General features: G+C 31.5%; 13 protein-coding genes. 7 read left to right on the forward strand and 6 right to left on the reverse strand.

What is annotated here, in order from left to right; all coding sequences use genetic code 4:
• Positions 1-6: 6 nt before the first annotated feature.
• Genes ACWXVN_RS01855 through ACWXVN_RS01865 form a run of 3 tightly spaced genes read right to left on the reverse strand, consistent with a single transcriptional unit; the run spans position 7 to position 6547 of the window.
• A complete protein-coding gene (locus ACWXVN_RS01855; RefSeq protein WP_455978928.1) occupies positions 7-1821 on the reverse strand; it encodes an ABC transporter ATP-binding protein in 1815 nt (604 codons plus the stop codon).
• Positions 1811-3661 carry an ABC transporter ATP-binding protein gene (locus ACWXVN_RS01860; RefSeq protein ID WP_455978929.1) on the reverse strand — a complete coding sequence of 617 codons (1851 nt, stop codon included), beginning with the start codon at positions 3659-3661 and terminating at the stop codon, positions 1811-1813. Before ACWXVN_RS01860 ends, ACWXVN_RS01855 begins: the two co-directional genes overlap by 11 nt.
• A 60-nt stretch (positions 3662-3721) precedes the next feature.
• A complete protein-coding gene (locus tag ACWXVN_RS01865; RefSeq protein ID WP_455978930.1) occupies positions 3722-6547 on the reverse strand; it encodes a cation-translocating P-type ATPase in 2826 nt (941 codons plus the stop codon).
• 106 nt (positions 6548-6653) lie between these two features.
• On the opposite strand from ACWXVN_RS01865, the gene ACWXVN_RS01870 reads away from it, so the two are divergent.
• The 3 genes from ACWXVN_RS01870 to ACWXVN_RS01880 are packed head-to-tail and all read left to right on the forward strand — an operon-like array spanning position 6654 to position 9306.
• Positions 6654-7487: a Cof-type HAD-IIB family hydrolase gene (locus ACWXVN_RS01870; protein ID WP_438341402.1), complete on the forward strand. Its 834-nt coding sequence runs from the start codon at positions 6654-6656 to the stop codon at positions 7485-7487.
• A 9-nt stretch (positions 7488-7496) separates the two neighbouring features.
• Positions 7497-8480: a lipoate--protein ligase gene (locus tag ACWXVN_RS01875; RefSeq protein WP_455978931.1), complete on the forward strand. Its 984-nt coding sequence runs from the start codon at positions 7497-7499 to the stop codon at positions 8478-8480.
• Positions 8470-9306, forward strand: coding sequence for an alpha/beta fold hydrolase (locus ACWXVN_RS01880; protein ID WP_455978932.1), 837 nt, complete (start codon positions 8470-8472; stop codon positions 9304-9306). The genes ACWXVN_RS01875 and ACWXVN_RS01880 overlap by 11 nt, the downstream gene beginning before the upstream one ends.
• Before the next feature lie 32 nt (positions 9307-9338).
• On the opposite strand, the gene ACWXVN_RS01885 is transcribed toward ACWXVN_RS01880, so the two are convergent.
• Genes ACWXVN_RS01885 through ACWXVN_RS01895 form a run of 3 tightly spaced genes read right to left on the reverse strand, consistent with a single transcriptional unit; the run spans position 9339 to position 13604 of the window.
• The gene (locus ACWXVN_RS01885) at positions 9339-10673 is read right to left on the reverse strand and encodes a C1 family peptidase (RefSeq protein ID WP_455978933.1); all 1335 of its coding nucleotides are present in this window, start codon (positions 10671-10673) and stop codon (positions 9339-9341) included.
• Between the two features lie 2 nt (positions 10674-10675).
• On the reverse strand, positions 10676-12013 hold the full coding sequence (locus ACWXVN_RS01890; protein ID WP_455978934.1) for a C1 family peptidase: 1338 nt from the start codon (positions 12011-12013) through the stop codon (positions 10676-10678).
• Positions 11991-13604 (reverse strand): ABC-F family ATP-binding cassette domain-containing protein, encoded by a 1614-nt coding sequence (locus tag ACWXVN_RS01895; RefSeq protein WP_455967718.1) that lies wholly within the window; start codon positions 13602-13604, stop codon positions 11991-11993. Before ACWXVN_RS01895 ends, ACWXVN_RS01890 begins: the two co-directional genes overlap by 23 nt.
• A gap of 252 nt (positions 13605-13856) precedes the next feature.
• Here ACWXVN_RS01895 and lysS point away from each other — a divergent pair, with 252 nt between their 5' ends.
• The 4 genes from lysS to asnA all read left to right on the forward strand — a co-directional run bounded on the left by lysS (position 13857) and on the right by asnA (position 17939).
• Positions 13857-15332, forward strand: coding sequence for a lysine--tRNA ligase (lysS, locus tag ACWXVN_RS01900; RefSeq protein ID WP_438341396.1), 1476 nt, complete (start codon positions 13857-13859; stop codon positions 15330-15332).
• Positions 15333-15398: 66 nt separating this feature from the next.
• On the forward strand, positions 15399-16253 hold the full coding sequence (gene fmt, locus ACWXVN_RS01905; RefSeq protein ID WP_455978935.1) for a methionyl-tRNA formyltransferase: 855 nt from the start codon (positions 15399-15401) through the stop codon (positions 16251-16253).
• Positions 16234-16899 (forward strand): uracil-DNA glycosylase, encoded by a 666-nt coding sequence (locus ACWXVN_RS01910; protein ID WP_455978936.1) that lies wholly within the window; start codon positions 16234-16236, stop codon positions 16897-16899. The genes fmt and ACWXVN_RS01910 overlap by 20 nt, the downstream gene beginning before the upstream one ends.
• A gap of 65 nt (positions 16900-16964) precedes the next feature.
• Positions 16965-17939 carry an aspartate--ammonia ligase gene (gene asnA, locus ACWXVN_RS01915; RefSeq protein WP_455978937.1) on the forward strand — a complete coding sequence of 325 codons (975 nt, stop codon included), beginning with the start codon at positions 16965-16967 and terminating at the stop codon, positions 17937-17939.

A 17939-nucleotide genomic window follows, 5' to 3' on the forward strand; every position in this document is an offset into this window, starting at 1 on the left:
CTTTAATTAATCATTATCCTCAAAGTTTGAATGGTACATTTTTTCATACATACCTTTCAATGCTAATAGTTCTTGGTGATTTCCTTTTTCTACAATTTGCCCTTTATCGACAACCAATATACATGTAGAGTTAACTATTGTTGAAAGACGGTGAGCAATGATGAATGAAGTTTTTCCTTTCATCAAGTTAAGCATTGCTTTTTGAATATTTTTCTCTGTGTGCACATCGACATTACTTGTTGCTTCATCAAGAATTAAGATGTCCTTATTACTTAAAATAGCTCTTGCAATAGCGATAAGTTGTCTTTCTCCTTGAGATAAGTTTGAACCGCTTTGATCAATTACAGTATCATATCCGTGTTCAAGTTTTTGAATGAATTCATCAGCATGTGCTAATTTAGCAGCTTCATGGATTTCTTCATCAGTAGCTTTTAAGTTTCCATAACGAAGATTTTCTTTGATAGTTCCTTTGAATAAGAATGTATCTTGAAGAACAACAGAAATATTATCTCTTCATGATTCTTCACTATATTGTGTTAAGTCACGATCGTCAACCAAGATTTTCCCACCTAGTGGTTGGTAGAACTTCGAAAGCAAGTTAACAATTGTAGTTTTTCCTGCTCCGGTAGGCCCCACAATGGCAATGCTTTGCCCTTTCTTAGCTCAAAAACTTGCTTTTTTAAGTTGTAAGTTTTCCGGATCATTTGTGTATGAAAAATCAACATTTTCAAATTTAATATCACCTTTGATATCGGTGATTGTCAATAATTTCGAATTGTCAATTTCTGGTTTTAAAACCATCATTTCACTGATTCTAGAACTAGAAGCAACTGCCATTTGAATAGTTGAGAAAACGTTCATTACTTGAATAAATTGGTTGGTAAAAATTACTAAATAGATATTAACTGCTGATAATGCTCCAAGTGTCATAACTCCATTACCACCAGATTTGTTATTCATAATTAGAAATGCCGCAAGACTGATTACTGCTAAACGTAAAATCATAGCAGCCAGATTTGAGTAAGGATATGTAATTCCTCCCAAAATTCCGGCTTTCATTGCAGGTTTAACTAAATTATCGTTGTGTACTTTGAAACGTTTAATCATTTCTTCTTGGCGATTGAAAGAAGTAATAATATTTTGTCCCTTGATAATTTCTTCAACAAATCCGTTAACCATTGAAATACTGATTTGTTGTTGATGGAATGCAGGCATAGCAAATTTAATAAATAGAAACATTGCAGTGTAAAGAACTGGAATCAAAGCAACCGTAAATAGTCCAATGAAAGGAGCTGTTACAAATATCGCTATTAAACAAATAATAGTAAAGTTGATAGTTATCATTGCTTGTGAAATCAAGGTCATTAATCCCATGGCAACGTTATCAATGTCATTTGTAAGTGTTGACATTAATTGTCCACTATTTTTAGTTTCAAAATAGCTTAATGGCATTTTCATTAAGTTTTTATAGGATTGTAGCCTCATTTGTGCTGCAGCCCGCATAGCCATTTTGGCACTGAATCAATTAATTATTAAAATGAATGCTTGTCCTAATATGTAACAAATTGCTAGATATATTAGGAATATTATGAATTTGTTTTGGTCAAAACCAGCAATTTTATTAGGTAAAAAGAATTTATCTATAAGTTTACCTACTAAAAAGTTTGCAAGAACAGTGACAGCAGCAGAAAGTAAACTAACAAAAAAGATTGAAATTGTTTTAAGTTCATTTTTGTCAAAGTACTTAATCATTTTTTTGAATTCTTTTCAGTAGCTTATTTTTCTGTAGGGAACAGCATGCATATTATATCTAGGCATCATTTCCTCCTAACTGTGCTTCAGCCACTTCACGATAGTATTTATTAGTTTTTAATAAGTTTTCATGATTGTCAAACGCTGTGATTTGTCCATCTTCAATAATTGCGATTTTGTCACATTCAATAATTGAAGAAAGTTTTTGACTGATGATGATTGTAGTAGTATCTTGATAATATTTTTTAATGTTTTGACGAACTAACTTGTCAGTTTTATTATCAAGTGCTGATGTTGAGTCATCAAAAATTATGATTTTTGGATTTTTCAGCAATGCTTGAGCAATAAAAATACGTTGTCTTTGTCCGCCACTTAAGTTAGTTGAGCCTTGACTCACAGGGTGGTCTAGACCGTCATTAAATGAGTAAACAAAGTCATAAGCTCCAGCGATTTTTAAAGCATGATCTATTTCTTCTTCAGTTGCATCAGGATTTCCAAAAAGCATATTTGAACGAATAGTTCCTGATAACAAGAAAGGTTTTTGATACACGTGACTTATTGATTTGTTAACGTTGGCAATACTATAGTCAGTGATATCAATGCCGTCGATAAGTAAATTTCCTTCAGTAACATCTCAGTCATGAGTAATTAGCTTAGCAATTGAACTTTTTCCTGAACCGGTAGGTCCAATTATTCCAATAGTTTGTCCTGCTTGAATTTCAAGATTGATATTTCTTAAAACATATTCTGGTGAGTCTTTGAAATATTTAAAGAACACATTGTCAAATTTGATTGTTCCTGCTTGAATTTCATCTTTTGAGTCTAAATTTTGTTTTAGACTATTTTTCATTGCCATAATGTTTCATACCCGTGAGGCTGACACTTGGCTTCTAAAGAAAAAGACTGAAACAAAGATTGACATAATTAATCCGCTCGAAACAACCCATAGATATCCAATAAAGGCGTTAATCGATGTTAAGAATTTTGCATATTCAGCTAATTTTTCTTGAATTTCATTACTTTGTAATCCACTTAAGTCCGGTCTTTCAAAGATACCAGCAATAACGAAGATAACTAGTGTACTCAAGTTTACAATCAGTGAAACAACTGGGATTGCCATACTTTGAATCAGGTTGGCACGAGTTGAAACACTTAGTCAATTATCATTAGCTTTAATATATTTTTTTTCTTGATTGTTTTCAAGATTGAATGATTTAATAACTTTGATTCCACCAATGTTTTCTTGACTTTCTAAGTTGATAGCATCTAATGCAGTTTGTTGCTTCTTAAAGTAAGGAATACCTTTAATTGCGACAATAACTGTTACTAAAAGAAGTAAAGGAATTAAAATCGCCATCGAAATTGAGAATTTTAAATTAGTCATTAAGGCCAAAATGAAACCACCAATAAAGAAAATAGGCCCTAGAATCATTGTTCTCAATGAAGTCAGAATTCCATCTTGAATTCTTGCTATGTCACTAGTAAAAGTAGTTAACAAGCGAGGTTGTGAAATTTGAGTTAGTTTTTTAGCATTCAGTGTCTGAATGTGAGCAAAAAGATTTGCTCTCAGTCTTTGCGCTGTTTTAACAGCGATAACATTAGCACAAACACTGGCCAAAACTCCTAGAATTAGTCCCACAAAAAGAGTAACTAAAAAAATAATAGTTATCCCAGTCATAGCTGATTGTGGATCTTTGTATGAGATATGGATAATATTTAGAATATCAATCGAAACTGGTTTGGTTTCCATTAATTTTTGATTGGCCTCATAAAGTCCAACTTGTGTTATAAGTTGTGCTAAGAAGTTAGGCGCTAGAATTGAAATGATTACTTGTCCAATTGACATGAAAACAGTCAACAAGGCAAGCATCTTGTATTTGAATTCCATTGCCCGAAAAACTCTTCACATATTTTCCGTCCTTTCTAAAAAATAAACAAAAATAGATTTTTCAATCTATTTCTTTAAATTTTATTCTTTTTTAAAACCTTTTTTGAAAAAACCAGTAGGTTTTTGGATAAGTTCAAAACTAGTAATTTGGTGTTTTTTCATTCTTGAACTTATCACTAAATTGGTAATAATTTTATGAACTGCATACACTGGAATAATTATTGCTACTAAACCATACGCGTAGGCATTAAGTATTGAATATTTAGCAAAGTTAGTCATTAAGTTAAATACTTCAGCAATGTTTGATACGTATGTTACTAGCAGTAAAAATCCAATTGAAAAGATAACAGAACTGTAAGCTTTTCAGTATTTTAATGGGTTTAAGCAAATAATTGGTTTTCTAGACATTAGTGTCAATGTATTAAATGTTGCACCAATTCCTAGAATGATGAAGGCTACAGTAGAACCGGCATTTACGAATTCTGAACCATGACCATTTTTTAGCGCTCAACTAGCTCCTAATCAGTAACCTATGACTGATAGTGAACCCATAAAAATTCCTTGTCAGATTGTATTAATACCCATTCCACGAGCAAAGATAGATTCATGTTTTGAATATGGACGTCGGTTCATATAATTTTCATTATTTTCTTGCAATCCAAGTGCTATTCCTGGAAAACCGTGAGTAAATAAGTTAATTCACAATAATTGAGTAGCTGATAGAACAAAGAAATCTCATCCAGCAACTTCTGAACTGTATTTATTAATTTCATTTTTGAAAACTAAGCGGAAAATGATTAGTCCAAAGAAAACTAAAACAATTTCAGCAACAGATGTAATAAGTAAAGACTGAATGACATTCTTAATTCTTTGGTAAATTGAGCGTCCATTTTTAACAGCTTCAACCACAGTTGCAAAGTTATCATCTACTAAGATCAAGTCGGCAGCTTCTTTTGAAACTTCAGTACCAGTAATTCCCATTGCACAACCAATATCACTGGCTTTTAAAGCAGGAGCATCATTAACTCCGTCTCCTGTCATGGCAACTACTTGATCTTTTTGTTGTCACATCTTAACAATTCTAATTTTATCCTTTGGAGCAACACGAGCATAAACCGAAATGTTTTGAATTTCATTTAAAAGCTCTTCATCACTCATTTTTTCAAGTTGTACACCATTAACTGCGATGTCACCTTCTTGGTAAATTCCTAGTTCATGAGCAATTGCTTTTGAGGTTACTAAATTGTCACCAGTAATCATAATTGGTTTAATTCCAGCTTTTTTACAGATAGCAATTGCTTCTTTTGAAGATTCTCTTGGTGGGTCAATCATTGCTACCATTCCACCAAAAATTAAATCATTTTCAATACTTTGCTCTGATAGTAAGTCAATATTTTCAGCTTCTTTTTTATTTAAAGGACGCATTCCTAAAGCTAGAACACGATAACCTTGTTTAGCTCATTGTTCGTTAATTTTGTGTAGTTCATCTAGATTTGACTTGTCTTGTAGAGCATTGAAAATTTGTTCTGGTGCTCCCTTTACAATAATTACTTTCTGATTGTCGATTTCATTAATAGTAGACATTAATTTTCTATCGCTATCAAATGGGAATGATTTAACTCTTGGGTATAAAGAACGAATTTGATCAACTGTTTGATTATTTAATTTTTTTAGTGAGTGAAGTAAAGCAGTTTCAGTCGGATCTCCAACTTCTTTTAGCTCATCGTTTTCATAAAAAACATTAGCATCAGTACATAAAGCAAACAAAATTGCTGTTTTTTGAAAATCTTTCTGATTATTCTCACTCATGAACTGATTGTTTCAGTAACTTACAACAGTCATTTTGTTTTGAGTCAAAGTTCCTGTTTTGTCAGAACATATAACTGCAGTTGACCCAAGTGTTTCTACTGCCATAAGACTTTTTACAATTGCTTTTCGTTTTGCCATTGAGCGAACACTCAATGAAAGAATAATAGTTGTGAAGGCAACTAATCCTTCAGGAATTGCAGCTACAGCAAGTGAAATTGAGTTAACTAGGCTTGAAGATCAAAAACTAGTTTTATCAAAACCTTGGTGTCCAACTGCTTGGAATATTATTTGCATAATGAATGAAACTACAAACAATATAATTCCACCAAACCCAAAAACTTTTCCTAGTTTGTTAATTTTGATTTGCAATGGAGTTAATGAGTTTTCTTGTTCAGATATTAGAGTAGAAATATTTCCGATTTGAGTTTGTTGACCAACTTCAGTAACTAGAACTACTCCTCTTCCTGTTGCAACAGCAGAAGAAGAGAAGACTTTAAAATCTTGATCTGCGATTGGCAAGTTCAAGTCTCGAGTAGCTTTTGCATCTTTTTGACTTGCAGTAGATTCTCCAGTTAGAGAAGATTCAATACAGCTTAGATTTGTACTTTCAAGTAGCAAACCATCAGCTCCAACAATATCTCCGGATTCAATAATTAAAATATCACCAACAACAATGTCTTCGGCTTTAATGTTTTGTAAAATTCCGTTTCGAATTACTTTCGACATCAAGGGAGACATATTTTTTAAGGATTCAACAGCTTTTTGACTTTTTATTTCTTGTACTGTTCCTACTATTGCATTTGTCATTACAACAAATAAAATGATGAATGGTTCAACAAAAGAAACCACTAGCGAGGTTTGTCAGTTTCATTTTGTGTGTACCCCTTCGAAAATTGCAAGTGCAAAGGCGATAACGGTAGCAACAAGTAACAAAATAACCATTAAATCTTTAAATTGTTCCAAATAAACAATAAGTCAGTGCTTTTTCTTTGCTTCTTTCAAACTATTTTTACCAAAGAGTTCACGACTTTTAGCAACTTCAGCATCGTTTAAACCTTTAGCAATATCAGTTTTAGAAAAGTATTCTTTTGAGTCCATTTTCCTCCTTAAAATAGCGCTTATCTAATATTAATAAATATTAACATACAAAACAAAAAAAGCACAATTTTAATTTTTTGTGTCTGAAAAATATAAAATATTTTTTATGAATACAAAAAACCTAAATTATTTTATTTTTGACCTAGATGGGACTTTGTTAACGAAAGAAAAACAAATTGACCCTAGAACATTAAATACTATCAAGGAGTTAAAAAAACACGGAAAAAAATTCTCACTTAATACAGGGAGAACACCTTTTCTATCTTTAAAATTTATGGATCAAATTGAGCCTGATTTTCCTTGCTCTTTCTGCAATGGAGCACTAATTTATGACTGAAAAAATAAGTCTTTCATTTCTAAACATGCAATTCCATTAAGTGATGCAACGAAAGCATTCAATATTCTTTGAAAAGAAAAATCAACTATTTTAGTTTATACTCAGGATTCAATTTATTACAAACACTTCAATGAGCAAAGTAAATGAGTAAATTTCATTAAAAAAACTAATGATGCTGTTGAAAAAGAATATCGTGCCAAAGTTTTAGAAATTGACTTAAATACTTTCAAACTAAGTGACCATGAAATTTACAAAATCATTTGCATCAGTGATGAAGTATTGGGAAGTATTGAAGAAATTAAAAAAGAACTAAATGAATTGCAAGACTGCTACCCACTACAATCTAACTCAGCAATTTTAGATATAATTCCTAAAAACATCGATAAAGGTACTGGTTTACAATACTTGATTGATAACAATTATGTAAAAAAATCGGAAACCGTTGTTTTTGGTGACGAAAACAACGACTTACCAATGTTTGAGGTCAGTGACTATTCAGTAGCATTAGGGCAAGCAAGAGATGTTATCAAACAACAAGCAACTTTTGTTACTGAGTCAAATGATGATAATGGAATTGGAATCTTTTTAGAAAAAACCATTTAAGGAGCAAGCATGAAAATATATTTAGCTAAAAAATATTCACCTTTTTACACTCTTACAATGGAAGAGTTGTTAGTTAAAGATGATTCTAATACCGAAGATATTATTTACTTTTACCAACATGAAAATGCAGTTATTATTGGACGTAATCAAAATGTCTATGAAGAAGTTAAAATCGATGAATTAAACAAAAATAATGTTGAACTTTACCGTCGTTTAAGTGGTGGTGGAGCTGTTTATCATGATCTAGGAAATGTTAACTTTAGTTTCATTACAAAACGCGAAAACGGACAAAGTTACGAACAATTTTTACAGCCAATTTTAGAATTTTTAAAATCTTTAGGTGTTAATGCTTATTTCAAAGGACGTAACGATTTAGTTATTGATGGACTTAAATTTTCAGGAAACTCACAATTTATTTACAAAGACAAAATTGTGCACCATGGAACATTACTTTTCGACGCTAATTTAGAAAAAGTTGGAAACTATTTAATTCCTTCGAAATTAAAAATGCAATCTAAAGGAATTAAAAGCGCAAGACAAAGAGTTACAAATATTATTGACACATTACCAAATAAAATTGACGTTAAAGAATTTGTATCAAGACTTGTAAGCTTCTTCGAACATAAACATAATGTTAAAGTTGAAGATCTACCTGCTAAATACGAACAAGAAATGCTTAAATTAGCAGAATATCGTCACTCAGATGAATGAGTATTTAAAAAACAATTCCCATTCAGTGTTATCAATGAAGCAAAATGAAATGGTGGAATTTTAAAAGTAAAATATTCAGTAAAAGAAAACGTTTTTGAACACATTCGTCTAGAAGGTGACTACTTATCATTAACAGATCATGATGAAGTTGAAAAACAACTAACTGGAAGCGAATATAAAAAAGAAGTGACAAGAAAAATTCTTGAATCATTTGATAATTTCAGTGAAATGTTTGGAACACTAACCATTGACGAAATTCTAACAACTATTTATGGAGAATAATAACTGACTAAATATTCAGATACTCAATGAAAATGTTCATTGCTATGTAGAAAATAATAACCGTGCTAAAAAAGTTTTATTTGTGCACGGTTTTAATTCTTCATTAAATATTTGAAAAGCATTCATTGATACTGAACGTGATTATGATATTGCTATGCTAGATTTGCCTGGGTGTGGGTTCACTACTGCTTGCAATCAAATAACTATTGAATACAATCAAAAAATTGTTGCTGAATTTGTTCGTAAAATTGGCTATGAGGATTGCTTGGTTGTGAGTCACTCAATGGGAGCATGCATTGCTTTATATCTCTTAGAAAATAACTTAGCAAAATATGGAATTCTGTCTTCACCTTTCAATTACAAAACAAATTTCTTTACTTCTGAATGAGCTAAAAACTTTTTCAAATCTACAAACTCATTTCTATCCTTAGCAAAAGCAAATAAAAATAGTGACAAAAAGAATACTTTATCACTTACAAAAATCACTAAAAATTTAGTGAAAAAAACTTCAGCTTTGATAGGTTCAAGCAATAAATTTGCTTACTTAGTAAGTACTCAGCTAATGAACAAAAAATACACATCTAACAAAATAAAAGAATTGTATGAAAATGTACACAATTACATGTTGATTACCGGTTCAATTGACACTTGTATTCAAAAAGACGATGTTGAAAATGTAGCTAAGGAACAAGGTGTCGAAATTATTGTTTTTGATAATATAAACCATGGTTTTTGGCAACAGATCAATAGTAAACAATTTCAAGACATTGAAAAATTAATAGATGAAAAATTAAATCAGATACAAAAAATAAGCCGACAGCTTTAACTAAGAAAGCAATTGTCGGCTTTTTATTTCTTTTAGTGTAAGTATGCTAACGGATCATTAATGTCAAGCATGTGTGGTTCTTCATCTAAACCTTTTAGATACTCAGGATCAACATATTTTTTGTCAACTACACATTGGAAGTTTCATTCTTTGAATCACTCATTTGACATACTGAACATACCTTTATCAGCAATGTCATCACCTCATGAGTTTTCAACTTTTCATTTGATTACTTTACCATTTTCGTCTAAATCAACTCCAACAAAATTCATTAAGTGAGTTGGAAGACTCATATGATAATTTAGTCTTTGTGCTTTGGTTGTGTAGATATTGGCTACAACATCTTCAAATTTGTATAACTCTTGATCCATAATCCCAAGTTTACGATCATGAAATTTTGAAACGTCACAAGCAAATGGAACACTAATGTTGTCTAAAATTGATAATTTTGTAGCTTTAACTAATTCTTCAATTGGTACGTTTAATTGGTTGTTTCCAACGGCTTCATAAACACTTCTAAAGTATTTTGAACTTAAAACTTTTCCGTATGGGTGCTCTGGACGTGGATCATTAACAAGACACACTTTGTTTTTCAGCGAATCACCAATAGTCAAGTCAAAGAATTCTTTTGGAGTTGTGTTTAATATTTGTTGAAATTTCTTGTCCTTGTCATAGTATTTGTAGTCAAAAGTTTTTGGTGGAATACCCAAACTTATGGCGCAGATTGAGTAAATTTCACTCATTGTTTTCTCTTTTAATTCATAGAGTTTTTCAACATCGTGATTCTTTTGTCAGTCCTGTCTTAACTCCATTGCTGCTTGTTTTAGTTTTGAATTTAGAACGAACATTAAAGTATCAGTGTTTTGGGCTTCAAATACATCTGGCATTACTGATTTTGGCACAATTCCATATTTATTAATAAGAGCTAAGAATCATTCTCAGAACCCACCATCGTCTGCCGGACCATCCATTAGTTTAACAAACAATGTATCATTGAAGCCAAGCTCTAAACCATATTCAATAAAGTTTTGTAAAAATGTATTTGATTTTTCGATTTTGTCATAAAAAAGTAAGAAACTTTGACTAAATTCAATGTCATCGATGTTTAGCTTTTTAGCAGCATTAATTCTTTCCATATTTAATGAAGCAAAAATTCAGCATCTTCCTGAATGTTTTTGATTCGTTACTGCCCCTGAATTAATAACGCTTGAAAACACGTGATTGTGTTTGATTTTTACTTCATTATTGAAACTTACTTCTTTAATTCCGTTTTTTGTAACAGCATTTGTTAGTGTTTTATTAAAGTTATTTTTAACAAAATCGGTTTCAAATTTTGTTAGTAATTCTTGAGTTATTTCTTTTTTCATAATTACGCTAGAGGATCTCAAGGTTCGACAATAATAGGATCCTCTTCTAATCCTTTCAAATATTTTTCGCTTACAAATTCTTTATCTACAATCACTTCGAAAACGTAGTCATCAAATCACTTATCTGACATTGAAAAAATTCCTTTTTTAGCAAGATCTCCGCCCCAAGAATTTTCTACTTTTCAGTTTTTGGTTGTGTCATTTTCAATGTCTACACCAGTCAAAGTCATTGCGTGGTTGAGTGAAATCAGTCCTGTTGCAAATTTTTGCGCTTTTGTTAACTGTGAAATTTTTATTCCCATTGCGTCGTAATTGTAAATTTCAGAATCAAAAATTCCTAGTTTTCTATCGGCCATTTGACTAACATCACACCCGAATCAAACCGCTTTATTAGCTAGCAATGATTTTTTAGCTGCAAGTTTCAATTCTTCAATTGGAACATTTAGAGCTTTGTTTAAACTTCCTTCAACAGCGGTACGGAAATATTTTGCCTCAATCATTTTTCCATAAGGATAAATTTCTCTCGGATCTGAAATAAGGGTAATTTTTTGACTCAATTCATCCTTAAGAAATTTTTCATAGAAACTCATTGGTGTCATATCTTTTAGACGATGAAATTTTTTATCTTTGTCATAGTACTCAAAATCAAATTCATAAGGGGGAATTCCGAAAGCTTGAGCACAAATACTATAAACTTGGTCTAAAGTTTGAATTCTAATTTTATCTAAATCAGCCTTTTTATTGTTTGCATATTCTTGACGCATTTTTAAAGCAGCCATAATGACTACATTATTCAATAACTCACTTACTTTATCAGTTGCTTCAGAACTAATTGTTTCTGGCATTACTTGTTTCGGAACTGCTCCATATTTGTGAACCAAACTCTCTCATCAAGCATAATAACCACCATCCCCAACCGGATCTTGTAAGAATCTTTGCATCAGGCGATCATTAAGATCCAGTTCTAAACCATAAGCCACAATGTTAGTTAAGAAAGTGTTAGCTTTTTCTACTTTTTCTCAAAAATTGAAGTAGTTTTCACTAAATTCAAAGTTTTCAATGTTTAGTTTTTCAATGCTTTGAACCCTTGCCATATTCAAAGAAGCAAAAATTCAACATCTTCCAGATTGTTTTTGGTTAGTTATATCTCCAGTCTTTAATTCGTGACTGAAAACATGGGGATGACGAGCAATAACATCATTATTGTAAACTGTGTTATTAATTCCGTTTTTGATTATCGAATGACTCAAAACATTCAAATTTTTGTTGCTTTTGAAATTATTTTTTCATTTATTTAACAATTCTCAGTCAATCATGTTAGTACCCCATTGCTTCTTCATATTCATCTAAGTTTCCGTAGAATAAGAAACTTTCATTATTTTTAACTTCTAAAATCACATTAGCTGCTTCTTTAACTAACCCCCGGTTGTATGTGGTGAAAATAGTTCCAGATTTATATTTTTGAATAGCTTCAACAAGCGAGTCAATGCTTTCTGAGTCCAAGTGGTCAGTAGGTTGGTCAAAAACTAAGAAATTACTTTCTTCTAACATTAGTTTTGAAAACATTAATCTTGCTTTTTCTCCCCCAGATGTTACTTTTACTTTTTTAAATACTGAGTCATTCGAAAATAGCATTCTTCCTAAGTAAGCACGCATACGGTGATCTGAATTATCCTTAGTTTCTTGTGTCGAATTGTTTAGTGGTCATTGACTAATTCACTCCAAAATAGTCATATCGTTTTGGAAAAATTTTTCGTTGTTGTTCGGGAAGTAGTTAGGAGTAATAGTAATTCCCCAGTTTACTGTACCACTAGTTGGTTTTTCAAGTCCCATAATGATTTCTAGTAATTTTGTTTTAGCAATATCATCGTCGCCGATGATTGCCATTTTTTCACCAGGTTTCAAGGTAAATGAAACATTTTGGAAAAGTGTTTCGCCCTTATCATTAATGTAACTTAAATTTTCAACTTCTAAAATTTGTTTACCAGGTGCACGGTTAAGATCGAAGTTGATAAATGGATATTTACGCGATGAAGGTTTAATTTCGTCAATGACAATTTTTTCTAAAGCTTTCTTACGGCTTGTTGCTTGACGACTTTTTGAAGCATTAGCACTAAAACGAGCAATGAATTCTTTTAATTTAGCTGCTTGCTCTTCTTTTTTTAGATTAGCTTGTTTTTGCATTTCCATGATCAATTGACTTGATTGTTTTCAAAAACTATAGTTACCAGTGAATAATCTAGCTTCATTAAAATCAATATCAACTGTGTGAGTACACACAGCATCTAAAAAGTCACTATCGTGGCTAACAACAATAACTATGTTTTCATAATCAATTAAAAAGTTTTCTAATCATTTGATTGTTTTTAAGTCAAGGTGGTTAGTAGGTTCATCCATTATTAGAATGTCTGGATTGCCAAATAAAGCCTTAGCAATCAATACTTTAACCTTTTCATTAGCTTTTAGTTTAGCCATTGGCATGGTTCATTTTTCTTTATCAATTCCTAAGCCAGATAGTAAGGTTTGGGCATCATTTTCAGCGTTTCATCCACCCATTTCACCAAATTTTTCTTCCAAAACGCTAGCTCTTTCATAATCTTCCATCGAAGCTTCAGGATTAGCATAAATGGCATTTTTCTCTTCTTGAATTTTGTATAAATCTTGATTACCCATAATAACAACTTCGGTAACAATAAAATCGTCAAACTCATTTTGATTTTGACTCAATACTGAAAGACGAGAACCTTTTGATTTAATAATTTCTCCGCTACTTTGTTCTTCTTGTCCTGCTAGGATTTTTAGAAATGTACTTTTTCCGACTCCATTTGCCCCAATTATTCCGTAAGTGTTCCCGGGTAAAAACTTCAAATTAACATTTTGAAACAGTTTTTTATCACTGAAAATTTTGCTTAAATTTTGTACTTCTAACATAAAACCTCCATTTAATGTATAACATTAACAATTTTACAGCAATTGCAAATTTTAGGCCAAATAATATTATTTACGTGTCTCACAATAAGTTATTTTTGTGTCTTTTTTCAGTCTCTTGAATATTCTTTTGTTTACTTTATGATCTTAAGAAAGCAATTGTGTAAATTCTGGAGCCTTTTTTTATAAAATATTAAGCATAAATATTTTTAAACTTATGTTTAATTAATTTTTTTTGACTATTGGAGACACATTATGGAAAGAAAATTTTCAGAACAAGAACTTGTCCGTCGTGAAAAAATTGCACAATTGCAAAAACTAAATAAACCAGCATTTAGTTTAGCGATCAAAGCAAGTCACAACTGTGGACAAATCCATGAACAATTTGATTCATTCGATCGCGAACAACTAGAACAAAAAAACGTAATAGTTTCAGTAAACGGACGTTTAATTGCTAAGCGTGGACCTTTTTTGGTGCTTCAAGATAGAGAAAACACAGTGCAACTTTACATTGATAAAAAATCACTATCTGAAGTACAAAACGAAGTTCTAAAATTAGTTGATTTAGGAGACATCTTACATGCTGAAGGGTTAGTTTCAAAAACTCACACTAATGAAATTATGGTTAAGGTTGCTAAGTTTGAATTGCTAACTAAAGCTCTAAGACCATTGCCAGACAAATTCCATGGATTAGTTGATCAAGAAGAAAGATACCGTCGTCGTTATGTTGATTTAACAGTTAACAAAGATACGAAAAGAACATTCATTTTACGTTCAAAAATTATTGCTTCTGTGCGTCGTTTCTTTGACTCAAACGGCTATTTGGAAGTTGATACACCAGTTCTTCAACCAATTTTGGGTGGAGCAGCTGCTAGACCTTTCACTACATACTACAATGCTTTATCAAGTGATTTTTATTTACGTATTGCAACAGAATTACCACTTAAAAAATGTTTAGTAGGTGGACTAGAAAGAGTTTACGAAATAGGTCGTATTTTTAGAAATGAAGGAGTTGACACAACTCACAATCCTGAATTTACATCTATAGAATTCTATGAAGCACACTCGAACATGGAAGGAATGATGGAACGTTGTGAACAACTTTTCAATTACTTGGCTAACGTTTTAGGATTTGAAACAGTAAATTTTGGTGGTCAAACTATTTCATTTAAAGCACCATTCAAACGCATTAATATGGTGGATGCTGTGAGTGAAAAAGTAGGATTAGATGTAAGAAAACTAAATGACCAAGAAGCTGTTGAACTTGCTAAAAAACATGGAATTAAAGTTGAAAAATATTTCAAATTAGGACACGTAATTAACGAATTGTTTGAAAAATATGTAGAAGAAACATTAATTCAACCAACATTTGTGTGAGGACACCCAATTGAAATTTCACCTTTAGCTGCTAAAATGCCTGAGGATGAACGTTTCACATTAAGAGCAGAATTATTCATCAACAAAAAAGAATTTGCTAACATGTTTACTGAGCTAACTGACCCAATTGACCAATTAGAACGTTTTGAATCACAATTAGAAGAACGTGAAGCAGGAAACGACGAAGCTAACGAAATTGACTGAGACTTTGTCGAAGCTTTAGAATATGGAATGCCTCCTGCTGGTGGATGTGGAATTGGAATAGATCGCTTAGTAATGTTACTAACTGAAAATGAATCAATTCGTGAAGTTTTATTATTCCCACAATTGAAAAATTTACCTAACCATGAATAATATTTAAGTGCCCAAATGGCACTTTTTATTTTCTGTTGCCAACAAGGTTTTTGTATAATTCAAGACATGAAAAAAACTAGAGTTATCCTTGCTGGAACTATTGATTTCAGTGCCAAAATTTTTTCTCATTTTATTAATAACGAAAAATATGAGGTTGTAGCAATCGTTTCACAACCGAATCGTCAATTTGACAGAAAAAAACAACTTTTGGATACATCAACTGCAAGCCTTGCTAAACAAAACGCTATCAAGTTATACCAACCTGAAAAAATTGGCGAAATTTATGATGAATTGTCTTCGTTGGACTATGATTTTTTGATTACTGCTGCTTTTGGACAATATATTCCTGAAAAAGTTCTTAAGTTAGCGAAAACAGCATCAATAAATGTGCATGGTTCATTGCTAGAGAAATATCGTGGAGCAGCTCCTATTCAACATGCGCTGTTGAATGGAGATAAGCAAACTGGAGTAACACTAATTTATATGACTAAAGCAATGGATGCTGGTGACATGATTGCACAAGTTTACTTTGATATCGAAGAAAATGACACTGCTTTAGAGCTTTATGAAAAAATGGCTGATCACACAACAAAGAATATTGATAATTGACTGAATGATTTAATTCAAGGTTCAAATGAAGCAGTAGTTCAAGACGAAGCAAAAGTTACTTGAGCACCAAAAATAGAAAATCACGAAGCCGAAATTCTGCCAGCTGATTCTATTGATAAAGCGCTAGCAAAAATTAAAGCTTTTAATGACCAACCAGGAGCATTTATAGTTGAAAATGGAAAGAGAATAAAAATTTTCCGAGCAACTAAGAAAAAGGTTTCTACTCCTATGAAAATAAGTATTAACAATGAGTGATTGTACTTAATTGAATATCAAATAGAGGGAAAAAAACGTGTCAAACAAAGCGTTTAGTTTCAATGACTTTTTAGAGCAAGAGCAAAAGCAAGAATATTTTGTCAAAATTGCAAATAATTTGAATCAAATTGAAGATGAAAAACTAGCTCCATCAAAAAACAACATTTTTAAATGCTTTGACTTGGATTTTAAAAATCTTAAAGTCATAATACTAGGTCAGGACCCTTATTTTACCAAAGGGGTTGCGGATGGTTTAGCTTTCAGTTCCAGCAGTAACAAACGACCACCTTCATTAAATAATATTTTCAAAGAAATCAAAAATTCATATCCTGATTCAGTCTTTTTGACCAATAATCTAATAAATTGACGCAATCAAGGAGTTCTTTTGCTTAATACAACATTAACTGCTGAAATTGGTAAGGCTTTGTCGCACAAAGACTGAAATTGAAACATTTTTACTGCCAAGACTCTTAGTGAAATTTGTAAAAGACACAAAAATTTAGTGTTTTTAGTTTTTGGTAATTACGCCAAAAATTTCTTAATCAAGAACAATTTGATTCTCAAGGACAATTTTTACTTATTCACTTCTCATCCTTCAGGATTAAGCGCTTATAGAGGTTTTTTGGGTTCTAATGTTTTCAAAAAATGTAATGACATATTGACTAGTTTAAACAAAACAACTATTGATTGATCTACTAAGTAACTGCGATAATGCAGTTATTTTTTTCTTTTCGAAAAGTTTTAAGAGATTGCATTAAAATTTATTCTATGAATAAACTAAACATAAAAGAAACACAATTTGCTATCGAAAAACTTAAAGACATTTTTTCTCATAACTTACGTAAAGAACTAAATTTAACAAGAGTATCTGCTCCATTATTTTTAGCCAAAAATAGTGGATTAAACGACACATTAAATGGAGAAAAAGCAGTAGCATTTTTTGCTAAAAATTTTGAATACGAATTAGAAGTTGTTCACTCACTTGCAAAGTGAAAGAGACATGCTCTTAATCGTTATGATTTTCATGTTGGAGAAGGGATTTATACTGACATGAATGCAATCAGAAGAGAGGAAATTTTAGATTCCTTACATTCATTTTATGTCGACCAATGAGACTGAGAGAAAGTTATTGGCGAAGATCAATACAATATCAAGTACCTTAAAAAAGTAGTTGAAACAATTTACAAGTGTCTAAAAAACACTGAAAAAGCAATCAATCGTTTATATCCGGTTTTGGAACAAAAATTACCCAAAAAGATAACATTTATCACTTCTCAGCAACTATACAACCTTTATCCAAATTTAGATCCAGGACAAAGAGAATATGAATTTATTAAAAAACACAAGGCTGCGTTTATTAGTCAAATAGGGTATGATTTGCCAGACAAACAACCACACTCGAAACGGGCAAAAGATTACGACAATTGATTATTAAATGGTGATATTGTAGTCTACGATGCAACTAACGATCAAGCACTAGAATTGAGTAGTATGGGAATCAGAGTAGATGCAGAATCAATACAACGACAATATCAATTAAGTAAAGAAGAAATTAAAGCAATCAGTCCTTATCATGCCAAAATTATTGATAAAACTTTACCGCTTACAGTAGGTGGAGGTATTGGTCAAAGTAGAATAGCAATGTTTCTTTTAGAAAAGCACCACATTGGAGAAGTACAAGTAAGTGTTTGAGATGATGAAACGGAAGCTCAAGCAATTATGCGTAAAATTCCACTTTTATAG

This window comes from Mycoplasma sp. 4044, assembly GCF_053851695.1.